Origin of the sequence: Paenibacillus sp. MER 99-2 (genome assembly GCF_023714095.1) — a bacterium.
Lineage (GTDB): Bacteria > Bacillota > Bacilli > Paenibacillales > Paenibacillaceae > Paenibacillus.
The window spans coordinates 26026-36560 of record NZ_JAMAUZ010000013.1 but is presented as its reverse complement, the minus strand read 5'-3'; the positions used below and the strand labels follow the sequence as shown (position 1 = coordinate 36560).

The 10535-nt window shown below is 48.1% G+C and carries 10 protein-coding genes; all 10 read left to right on the top strand.

The window, feature by feature from the left end; all coding sequences use genetic code 11:
• The first annotated feature begins 141 nt into the window (after nucleotides 1-141).
• The 10 genes from spoVT (at nucleotide 142) to spoIIE (ending at nucleotide 10524) form a co-directional block, all read left to right on the top strand.
• Nucleotides 142-684, top strand: a complete 543-nt coding sequence (spoVT, locus tag M3636_RS27620; protein ID WP_128099765.1) for a stage V sporulation protein T — start codon at nucleotides 142-144, stop codon at nucleotides 682-684.
• Nucleotides 685-904: 220 nt separating this feature from the next.
• Entirely contained in the window at nucleotides 905-2680 is a 1776-nt protein-coding gene (locus M3636_RS27615) for a putative polysaccharide biosynthesis protein (RefSeq protein WP_251384640.1), read from the top strand.
• A gap of 342 nt (nucleotides 2681-3022) precedes the next feature.
• Nucleotides 3023-4516: a bifunctional methyltransferase/pyrophosphohydrolase YabN gene (gene yabN, locus M3636_RS27610; protein ID WP_251384639.1), complete on the top strand. Its 1494-nt coding sequence runs from the start codon at nucleotides 3023-3025 to the stop codon at nucleotides 4514-4516.
• A 304-nt stretch (nucleotides 4517-4820) separates the two neighbouring features.
• On the top strand, nucleotides 4821-5093 hold the full coding sequence (locus M3636_RS27605; protein WP_056697421.1) for an HU family DNA-binding protein: 273 nt from the start codon (nucleotides 4821-4823) through the stop codon (nucleotides 5091-5093).
• Nucleotides 5093-5371 carry an RNA-binding S4 domain-containing protein gene (locus tag M3636_RS27600; RefSeq protein WP_056697423.1) on the top strand — a complete coding sequence of 93 codons (279 nt, stop codon included), beginning with the start codon at nucleotides 5093-5095 and terminating at the stop codon, nucleotides 5369-5371. Before M3636_RS27605 ends, M3636_RS27600 begins: the two co-directional genes overlap by 1 nt.
• 176 nt (nucleotides 5372-5547) lie before the next feature.
• A complete protein-coding gene (gene yabP, locus M3636_RS27595) occupies nucleotides 5548-5832 on the top strand; it encodes a sporulation protein YabP (protein ID WP_056697424.1) in 285 nt (94 codons plus the stop codon).
• Nucleotides 5829-6398 carry a spore cortex biosynthesis protein YabQ gene (gene yabQ / locus M3636_RS29985; RefSeq protein WP_128099767.1) on the top strand — a complete coding sequence of 190 codons (570 nt, stop codon included), beginning with the start codon at nucleotides 5829-5831 and terminating at the stop codon, nucleotides 6396-6398. Before yabP ends, yabQ begins: the two co-directional genes overlap by 4 nt.
• A gap of 12 nt (nucleotides 6399-6410) precedes the next feature.
• A complete protein-coding gene (locus M3636_RS27585) occupies nucleotides 6411-6746 on the top strand; it encodes an FtsB family cell division protein (protein ID WP_128099768.1) in 336 nt (111 codons plus the stop codon).
• Nucleotides 6747-6945: 199 nt separating this feature from the next.
• Complete coding sequence (locus M3636_RS27580) at nucleotides 6946-7470, top strand: S1 domain-containing RNA-binding protein (protein WP_056697430.1); 525 nt, start codon at nucleotides 6946-6948, stop codon at nucleotides 7468-7470.
• A gap of 546 nt (nucleotides 7471-8016) precedes the next feature.
• A complete protein-coding gene (spoIIE, locus tag M3636_RS27575) occupies nucleotides 8017-10524 on the top strand; it encodes a stage II sporulation protein E (protein ID WP_251384638.1) in 2508 nt (835 codons plus the stop codon).
• Nucleotides 10525-10535 lie beyond the last annotated feature (11 nt).

Sequence of the window (10535 nt, the reverse complement as noted above, 5' to 3'; positions counted from 1 at the left end):
TATTCTGCAAACCATGTATAAGGAAATGGGAACAGATGAATACTATGGTCAAGATATCACACTAAACGTTCTGGGACTTTCCTCTACCCATTAAGGAACAGTAGTTGAAAAATCTTCTCGAGAAAGTGGGGCAACATGTAAATGAAAGCTACTGGTATTGTCCGTCGTATAGATGACCTCGGTCGTGTGGTCATTCCAAAAGAAATTCGTCGTACGTTACGTATTCGTGAAGGAGATCCGCTTGAGATTTTTGTGGATCGAGATGGAGAAGTTATTCTCAAAAAATATTCACCTATTGGTGAGCTTGGTGATTTTGCTAAGGAATATGCTGAGTCGTTGTATGAAAGCACAAATCATGTCACGTTAATCTCTGACCGGGATACCATCATCACGGTGGCAGGTGGCTCTAAGAAGGAATATTTGGACAAGCAGGTAGGTCAGTTGGTTGAGAACTGCATGGAGAACCGTAAAACCATTATCGAGACCAATAATGGATCTTATGAAATTAGCAAAGATCATGACGAGACGTTATCTTCCTTTGTTATTGCGCCAATCATATCCGGTGGAGATCCAATCGGAACCGTCGTTCTGTTCAATAAGGATGAGTCGGTGAAGATGTCACAGATGGAAGTCAAAATGGCAGAGACTGCTGCTGGTTTCCTCGGTAAACAGATGGAACAATAAGTTCAGACAACTCCTGGTGCCTATAGGCAGACAGGAGTTTTTAATTTTTGAGAATTTATTCCTCAAGCTCACACACAAATACAAGTGCGTGTTCAAAAAGGTCGGACTTTTTGAACAACCTCTACAAACAGTAAAACGGAATTCGTTTACGCAGCCCCAGCCAGTTATAATAACAAGAGATTGTTATTGATCCAGATGTATGGATACGCAGGAGGGACTTATGAAAAAGCCATCAACAGGATCAAGGCTGCTGCAAGGCGCATTTGTGTTAGGGCTTGCCGCTATTATCTCCAAAATTATTGGTGCCTTTCAGAAAATTCCACTACAGAACCTAGGCGGAGACGGCGTCTTCGGTATATATAACACGGTGTATCCGTTCTATATGATGGTGATTACCATTGGGGCTGCTGGGCTACCTGTGGCCATATCTAAATTCGTGGCTGAACAGCATGTACTCGGTAGACCGGAAGAGGGAAGGCGAATCATACGAATATCGTCTATGCTGCTAGGTGGGATCGGTTTGGTATTAGCAGTCTTGATGTATTCAGGGGCTCCACTGATCGGAAAATGGATCGGTAATGGTCATGTTATTCCATCGATTCGTGCAGCAGCACTAGCTCTACTCGTCGTGCCGTTGATGACGGGGCTGCGTGGGTATTTTCAGGGGATGCAGCAGATGGTACCTACAGCCGTATCACAGGTCGTAGAACAGATCATTCGTGTCACAGTGATGATTGTGCTGCTATTGTGGCTCATGGCACGCGAGGCTTCGCTAGATACGATTGCTGCTGGGGCAATGCTGGGTTCATTTGCGGGTGGTGTAGCTGGGCTACTAGCCATGCTTGTGTATGGATATCGCCACCGGAAGCGGGGTCAAGAAAAGAGTCAGCAAGATGATAGCGGTAGTGAGGTTGATATGAAATCTGCGCTAGCTACCATGGATCATTCGGAGCGCACTGCTTCAACAGTGACAATAGAAAGTAACGTATTGAGCCCAGAAGTTGTTGGTGTGAATGCAGAAGCGCGAGTGGTTGGAGCTGCTGAGCCTCAGCGTTCCAATCGAGAGTGGATTCGAACCTTGCTTGTGTATGCAATCCCGGTCTGCCTTGGATCACTGGCTGTGCCTTTGATGAATCTGGTGGACACGTTCACCGTACCGCGGTTGTTACAAAAAGAGGGATTAAACGAGCTACAGTCTATGGTCTCGTTCGGCATATATAACCGTGGATTGCCGCTCGTGCAGATGGTGACGATGTTAGCGATGTCACTGTCCGTGCTCTTTATTCCGGCGATGGCTGAAGCAAAGCTTCGTGGCGGGCCAGAAGCCGTGAAACAGCAAGCGAGCCTGGCGCTGCGCTGGTTCTGGTTGATCGGCTTGGCAGCATCCGCAGGACTCGTGGTGCTGGCGGAGCCGATTAACCGCATGCTGTACGGGGATGCCGCAGGCACCGAAGCACTGCGGTATATGGCGCTGACGGCAGCGGGCAGCACCGTCAGCATCATTGCAGCAGCGCTGCTGCAAGGCCTTGGCAGCGTGCGCGCACCCGCGTTCAGCATGCTGGCCGCCGCAGGCGTCAAGGTGCTGCTGAACGTCTGGCTTGTGCCGACGCTAGGCATCGTCGGCGCGGCCATGGCTGGGGCGGCCGCCTATATGCTGGCGGCTGCCCTGAATGTGGCGCTACTGGCGCGATACAGCGCCCTGCGCCTAGCCCCTAGCGCCGTCCTGGCGAAGCCGGCGCTGGTGATCGCCGCCATGAGCTTGGCGGCGGCAGGTATGGCCTGGGCCACCGAAGCGCTGCTCGGTGGCATGGGGATCGCGGCTGACCGCAGGATCGCCGCGGGAGGCGTCAGCCTGCTTGGCGTAGCCGCAGGCGCAGCCGTGTTTGTGCTGGCGGCCGCGCGCACAGGCTTGCTCACCGCAGCAGAGCTGGTGGCTATGCCCAAGCTGGGGCCACGCCTAGCCAAAGTTTTACGCAGCCTGCGGGTGCTGCGCTAAACGGCCGCACGGCAGGCCAGCATGATGTGCCAATCTCATTACACCGTCTCTACAGCAGCTACAACGAGCCATTCAACCTTCACCGGTTCGAATGCGGCTTATTTAAAAATGAATGCGGTGTATCCATACTCAACAGATTGAGATTTTAAAGAAATACATCAGTAGAATCGCAAATTATAGGATATCGCCTGATTCTGGTATAATACGTTTAATTATAGAGCGCTGCCCTGCGTAAAGTTTTTTATGCATGTCCCATTTCGTACTCCGCAGCTCAGTTATGAAATGGGTTGCTTATCAAGCAATTCGCAAAAGGCAGGTTGGTTCGGATGGAGGACTGGAACGATGAGTGCAGCTTTAACCGTAGTGGGTCTCGGATCAGGAGATGCAGATCAACTAACTGTAGGTATTATCAAGAAAATGAAACAAGCGGCCATATTGTATGTCCGCACATTGGATCATCCCGTATTGAATGATCTGAAACAGGAAGGATTGGAGATGACATCGTTTGATGCCATCTACGAGGCGAAGGACTCCTTCCCTGAGGTGTACGACGAGATTGCAAATCGCCTAATTGAAGCGGCTCGTCAAGGCGAGCCTGGAACAGAGATCGTCTATGCTGTACCAGGTCATCCTATGGTGGCAGAGGCGAGTGTGCGCCTGTTGAAAGAACGCTGTCCTCAGATGGATATTTCGCTTCGAGTGATGGGCGGGGAGAGTTTCCTCGACGAGGCATTTATAAGGCTGGGCTTTGACCCGATTGAGGGGTTTCAGCTTCTCGACGCTAGTAGCTTAAACACGGAGCTAGTGCAGCCGCAACTGCATACGCTCATTGGACAAGTCTATGATGTATTCACTGCGTCAGATGTGAAGCTGTGCTTGATGGACGTGTATCCGGACGATTATCCTGTATTTGTTGGACATGCCCTGGGGGTTCAGGGTCAAGAGGTCATTCACAAGATACCGCTCCACGATCTGGATCGCATCGAGGGTTACGGTAACCTTTCACTCATCTATGTGCCGAAAAATACAGATGATGCATTACGTCGGCGCTCATTTGCCCGTTTGCATGAGATTGTCAACATTCTGCGTAGCCCAGGCGGTTGCCCTTGGGATCAGGAGCAGACGCACCAGTCTATTCGCAAAAACCTGATTGAAGAAACCTACGAGGTCATTGAAACCATCGACGAAGATGATCCCGACCATATGAAGGAAGAGCTGGGTGATCTGCTACTTCAGATTCTGCTTCACTCCCAGATGGAGGAAGAGGTAGGTACATTTAATGTGTACGACGTTATTGAAGGATTGAATGATAAGCTCATTTTCCGTCATCCGCATGTGTTTGGTGAGAATCAGGCAGAAGATGCGAATGAAGCTCTGCAAAACTGGGAACAGATGAAGGCAGAGGAGAAAAAGCGCAAGGGGCTGGATCAACAGCATGTTTCCATTTTGGATGGAATACCGCGTGACTTGCCTGCTCTGATGAAGGGGTATAAGTTACAGAAAAAAGCAGCGAAGGTCGGCTTTGATTGGGACGACGTTGATGGTGTATTCGCCAAGATTGAAGAAGAGCTGGCTGAGCTGAAAGAAGCTGTACAGCAGAATCAAACGGCAGAGGAACAGAAGCTGGAGCTAGGCGATTTGTTATTTGCTGCTGCCAACGTGGCGCGATTCATTCATACCGATCCAGAAGAGGCACTTGCAGCGACAAACCGCAAATTCACTCAACGCTTCCAATACATCGAGGCACAATTGCGTGAACAGGGTCGTACCCTTGCAGATAGCAATGTAGACGAGATGGAGCAATACTGGCAGGCTGCTAAGAAAGCAGGGCTATAGCAAACTTTTGTTTTGGATCATATTGGGAAAACGTATTCCAAGATTGCAGCTAGTGTGTTATGATACGAACAAGTGTTTTCTTTGAATAGGTAGACATACATGATTAAACCTTGGCTGTTTTGGGTACTGGACTTAGACTGCTATTGGACAAGTAACTGCACGAAAGAAAAAAAGTCGTGGACCAAGGCAGGAATTCAGTTACCAAGCCAGAATACATGTGTAGTAACCATACGCGGGTCAACAGCAACGATACGTTGCCAAGGCATCGCAGATACTTTTTTTTCAATTTGGGAGGCTTTTAAAAATGAACAAAACAGATCTGATTAACAACATTTCCACCAAAAGCGGTTTGACTAAAAAGGACGTTGAATCCGTATTGAACGGCTTTTTGGGAGAAATTACAGATGCACTTGCTAGCGGAGACAAAGTACAATTGATCGGCTTTGGCACTTTTGAGACCCGCAAACGTTCCGGTCGTACTGGCCGTAACCCACAAACAGGGAATGAGATCGTGATTCCTGAGTCCATCGTTCCTGCATTCAAAGCAGGTAACAAACTTAAAGAAGCCGTAAAATAATGCGTCTTGATAAATTCCTGAAGGTCTCCCGGCTGATTAAACGCCGCACTGTAGCCAAAGATGTCTCTGAACAGGGACGTGTTCTGGTGAACGGACGTGAAGCGAAACCTAGCGCCGCTGTCAAAGTAGGCGATGAGCTTACCGTTCAGTTTGGTCAGAAGTTAGTTACGGTGAAGGTGGAACGTCTAGCGGAGAGCACCAAGAAGGATGAGGCAAGCAGCCTCTATACCTTGGTTAAGGAAGAGCCGATTGCCAAGGACAACGGGCTGGACTGGTAACAGTACTGCCTGGCATACCCTTTTACAAATGAATAACCTTTGAATAGAAACGTCTTTCCCGTATCGGGGAAGGCGTTTTTGTATTGTTTCATAGGTAATGCTGTTATTCACAATCGTTTGGTTCTATTCCATACCTTTGCTCCATAAGCTAGGTGTATGAAGGAGGGGTACATGCTATGGTTGAGCACGGGAAGGCGAAACAGCATCATTTGAGCATGCAAAATCGGAAACTGTTAGATCTGACAGGCGTCTCCAATGTGGAGAGCTTCGACAGTGAAGAATTTTTGCTTCAGACTGAACTTGGGCATCTGACCATCCGGGGGCACAATTTACATATCAAAAACCTGAGCCTGGAGGAAGGTCTACTGTCCATTGAGGGCACGGTGAGCTCGCTGCAATATCTTGATCCCGGTTCTCAGAGTAAGAACAGTAAAGGCTTGTTTGGCAAGATGTTCCGATGAGTCCAGACACGCAATGGATCACACTGATGTGGATGCTGCTTTCGGGAGCCGTAATGGGAGTGGCCTATGACAGTTACCGGGTGCTGTCCGGTCAACTTCGGTTTCCAAGATGGAGCATCCACACGCTCGATCTTTTATATTGGGTTGCCTCCGCGCTGTTCGTTTTTCGGATGCTATACGCCGGGAACCACGGACAACTGCGGTTTTATGTCTTTTTGGGGCTGATTTTAGGGGTTTGCTTCTATTTTTGGCTTTTAAGTGTTACAACCCAGCGTTTTGTGGTAATGTTAATTAAACTCGCAAGAACGCTGATTCATTGGTGTGGACATATCCTTAACATCCTGATCGTTATGCCAGCTAAAGGAGTGTACAAGTTAGTACGTGTGCTGTTAGGTTTTTTGCTCGCGATACTGCTATTCCTCGGCAAGTTGGTATTGCAATGTTTGGTACCATTCGGTAAGTTGTTCCGCTGGATGTTTAGGCCGCTCCTGAAGTATTGGGTAACGCCACGCTTTTTGATCCGTGCGGGTGCAAGTATTGCAGCGATATGGAGACGCTTGTTTTAAGGAGGTCCGATAATGGGTAAAACGCCTGTGGGTAGATCCACGGTTCCAACAGGTCAAGTTAAATCTGCCGGTGCACGAAGACGTCTAATGCTATGGATGACATTTGTGATTGTTTTTGTCATTTGGGCAGGGTACACCTTCCTTGTTCAGGGTGCGCAGATTTCGGACAAGAGCTCACATCTAGCTACACAGCAGGCTTCTAAGGAAGACACGTTGAAAAGGCTGGATCAGTTGAAGTATGAGGTCAGTCGGTTGAAAGACCCTGAATACATAGGACAACTGGCGCGCAAAAAAGGTTACTATTTACCTGAAGAGACACCAATCAAGGTGGAAGAGTCAGGTAACTGATGGAATTAGGCTCATTACGGAGCAAGGATCATAACTCATATATCTGAAGACGTTAAACCGGAAAAAATAGGCTCCCTTATAGGGTAGTGCTCAGTTGACCTTGGTTTGCGGCATAAGGTATAATTAAACCAGCACAGCATTGATTTTGGCATTCAAAAAAATCGGGTTGTATATTTTTAAGGGAGGATCATTTTATTCTATGGCAATTGAAGTGGGCACCAAGTTAGAGGGCAAGGTGACAGGAATCACGCATTTTGGAGCATTTGTGGATCTGTCAGGAGGTGTCACGGGTCTCGTTCACATCTCGGAAATCGCCGACAATTACGTCAAAGATGTCAACGACCACCTGAAGCTGAATGACCAAGTTACAGTAAAGGTTATCAACGTTGACAAGGACGGCAAGATCGGACTTTCCATTAAGCAAGCTGTTGACAAACCGGTTGAGCAACAAACACAATCCAGACCTCCGAGAGCTCCTAGACCGGAACGCAGTGGAGGAGATCGCGAACGATTCAGCGGCGGCGGTCCAAGTGGTGGCCAAGGTCGTGGCGGCGGTGGCGGATTCAACCGTGATCGCGGAGGCCGTTCTTTCAAGCCCGCAGCAGGCAAACCTTCATTTGAGGATAAAATGTCACGCTTCCTGAAAGATAGTGAAGAGCGGATTTCTTCGCTCAAGAAAAACACAGAAGGCAAACGCGGAGGCCGTGGAGCTAAGCGCGTATAGTCTGTCTCAACCTGATATCTCATATAAGAAAAGCCGTTGTCCCTTGGGGCAGCGGCTTTTTTGCGTTCTCTGTTATTCGGAAAGGTAAAGGCTATGTGCACGATACAGCAACATTCTTACACATTTTGAGGTTTCCCGTCGTCCTTGTACGACAGACGGGATTGGTCGTCTTTTTTGTAAACTTATGCTTGGTCTCACCGATTTTCTGCACTCGGTTGAACAAGATATAAGAACATTTGTCGTCTACCATTTTTTACCGACATGTTTCCATGGCATTCCGCAGGTATCCCGGTTAATACGAGCTTATGCTGGACACATGGCCACTCATAATCAGACATATTGGCTTTCGCTTCAGAACGCCCGAAAGGGAGAAATGACAGTAAGGCCGGGGGATTGAATCCTCCGCGCCAGTCGTGTTTCTTTTGTCGTAAACTTTTTGAGCCCCGCTCACCTATTATGACAAACTACGTCTCTCAATCTATTTATAATCAGAACCATCGAGAACGAAACACGAAAATAACAATTATGCGAATGGGGTGCCTTGGGATGATGGAAAAGTGGAATGTCATTCAATTTCCGGGAATGAAAGCTGGTAAAGGGAGTGCGGAAGCTCGGGAGGAGCTGTCGGTGCGGCTCAAACAGTGGATAAGTTCCCGCAAGGCCGTCCAGGTGGTGGCTACACGCAAATGGGTAATCCTGCTCACATTTATGGGTTTCCTGCTCGGCAAGGCAATGATCCTGAATGAATTGTCACCGTTCGCTATTGCTTACTTTGCAGTTATTGCGTTCATGCGTAGAGATTACATTATTCCTGTTGGTGCTGCATTGTTAGCCGGAAGTCTCTTTGCCCCATTCCCAGTCCCACTCATCGTTGCTACAGAGATTGCGATCTTCTACCTCTTTTTTAAAGGTTTAGAGTCTTATGACCGTGCTGAATTATCTTATGCGCCAGCGATGGTGTTTACGACTACTTTTATGGTCAAGTTGTTCGCCGTTGTCATTGGGCCATCGTTCAGCTGGTACGCCATGCTGATGCTTACGATGGACTCCGTACTCAGCTTCGTGCTGACATTGGTGTTTATCCAGGCAATACCGATTTTTACTTATCGCAAAAAAAAGTTCAACCTAAAGAACGAGGAGATCCTCTGCCTCATCATCCTACTAGCTTCTGTAATGACAGGAGCCGTTGGATGGACGATTCAGTCTTTATCTGTCGAGCATATGCTCTCCCGATATCTGATTCTAATCTTTGCGCTAGTGGGCGGAGCCCCCCTTGGTGCATCAGTGGGCGTTATTACAGGGCTTATCCTGAGCCTGGCTGATATGACAGCCATATATCAGATGAGCTTGCTCGCATTTGCAGGGATGCTGGCAGGAATGCTACGAGAGGGGAAACGAGCAGGGGTAGCGTTAGGGATGCTGCTTGGATCATCGATTCTGGCAATATACTTGGGCGGACCAGGTGATGTCATGAATTCATTATGGGAGACTTGTGCGGCTATAGTGTTATTTATGTTAACGCCTAAAAGCATGATGACGGCTATATCCAAATATGTGCCGGGTACCCAAGATCATACCAAGTCGCAGCACGAATATGCGAAGAGAATCCGTGATGTAACCGCGGAGCGAGTAACTCGTTTTTCGCAAGTGTTTCGGCAATTGTCACGTAGCTTTGATCAGATGTCTGGCACAGGAGAAGTGGCACAGAATGAAGGCGGAATGGAGCATTTCATGAATGCTGTAGCCGAGGGATCGTGTGCTAACTGCTTCAAACGCGCTCAGTGCTGGGATGCAAAATTTATTCAGACATACAAATATATGACCGATGTCATGAGCTCCATTGAAGCCAATCCTGAAATGTCTGGCAAGCAGATTCCAGCTGAGTGGAACCGGGTTTGTGCCAAGCCTGAGGAGGTTCTTGAGGTAATGAGAGCCCAATATGGGCTGTATCAGCATAACATGCAGTGGAAGCGTCAGATCGTCGACAGTCGGCAGCTCGTTGCAGAGCAACTATCCGGGGTTTCCCAAGTCATGGAGGATTTAGCGAAGGAAATTCAACGGGAAAGTGAGGAGATGGTTCAGCAGGAGGAGCAGATCCGAGATGCACTTGAATCACTGGGGCTATCTATCCATTCTATTGAAATTATTAATCTGGAAGCAGGTAATGTAGAAATTGAAATTGTACATGCTTATACGCGTGGGTTCGATGAGTGCCGCAAAATGATTGCGCCATTAATATCAGATGTATTAGACGAGCACATCGCGGTGCTGCATGAAACGATGATGGATGCCCGGCAAGGCTTAGCGACGGTAACCTTCGGGTCGGCTAAGACATTTGAGATCAGCACAGGGGTAGCTGCGGCTGCCAAAGGAGGAGATCTGTTATCAGGGGATAGCTTCAGCACGGTTGAACTGGGCAATGGTACGTTTGCAGTGGCGCTAAGCGATGGCATGGGCAATGGGGAACGTGCACGCATGGAGAGCAGTGCGGCGCTAAATATTCTGGAACAATTACTTCAATCGGGAATGGATGAGAAACTGGCAATTAAGTCAGTAAATTCTGTACTCATGCTTCGGTCACCTGAAGAGATGTATGCCACAGTAGACATGGCTTTGATTGATGAATATACGGCAGAGACCACATTTATGAAAATTGGTTCGACACCAAGCTTTATTAAACGAGGGCAGGAGGTTATTCAGGTATCAGCTAGTAATTTGCCTATTGGCATTATCAAGGATATAGAGGTCGATCTGGTAACCGTACAGCTTCAGCCTGGAGATATTTTGATCATGATGACCGATGGCATCTATGATGCACCTGGCTATGCTGTTAATAAAGAACTATGGATGAAGCGACTTATTCAAGAGATTGACAGTGAGGATCCGCAAGATGTGGCAGACTGCTTGCTTGAAAGTGTTATTCGATATCAGCAACATGAGATTTATGATGACATGACTGTGGTCGTAGGCAAAGTAGAGCATTATCGCCCGGAGTGGGCTACGCTTCGCGTGCCTGGCATTAATCGAATGGAACGACCAAGAACGGTGAGTTAATTCTCTCGACT

Coding starts and splice junctions, on each gene's coding strand:
- spoVT (WP_128099765.1), top strand. CDS start 142: ATGAAAGCTACTGGTATTGTCCGTCGTATAGATGACCTCGGTCGTGTG.
- M3636_RS27615 (WP_251384640.1), top strand. CDS start 905: ATGAAAAAGCCATCAACAGGATCAAGGCTGCTGCAAGGCGCATTTGTG.
- yabN (WP_251384639.1), top strand. CDS start 3,023: ATGAGTGCAGCTTTAACCGTAGTGGGTCTCGGATCAGGAGATGCAGAT.
- M3636_RS27605 (WP_056697421.1), top strand. CDS start 4,821: ATGAACAAAACAGATCTGATTAACAACATTTCCACCAAAAGCGGTTTG.
- M3636_RS27600 (WP_056697423.1), top strand. CDS start 5,093: ATGCGTCTTGATAAATTCCTGAAGGTCTCCCGGCTGATTAAACGCCGC.
- yabP (WP_056697424.1), top strand. CDS start 5,548: ATGGTTGAGCACGGGAAGGCGAAACAGCATCATTTGAGCATGCAAAAT.
- yabQ (WP_128099767.1), top strand. CDS start 5,829: ATGAGTCCAGACACGCAATGGATCACACTGATGTGGATGCTGCTTTCG.
- M3636_RS27585 (WP_128099768.1), top strand. CDS start 6,411: ATGGGTAAAACGCCTGTGGGTAGATCCACGGTTCCAACAGGTCAAGTT.
- M3636_RS27580 (WP_056697430.1), top strand. CDS start 6,946: ATGGCAATTGAAGTGGGCACCAAGTTAGAGGGCAAGGTGACAGGAATC.
- spoIIE (WP_251384638.1), top strand. CDS start 8,017: ATGATGGAAAAGTGGAATGTCATTCAATTTCCGGGAATGAAAGCTGGT.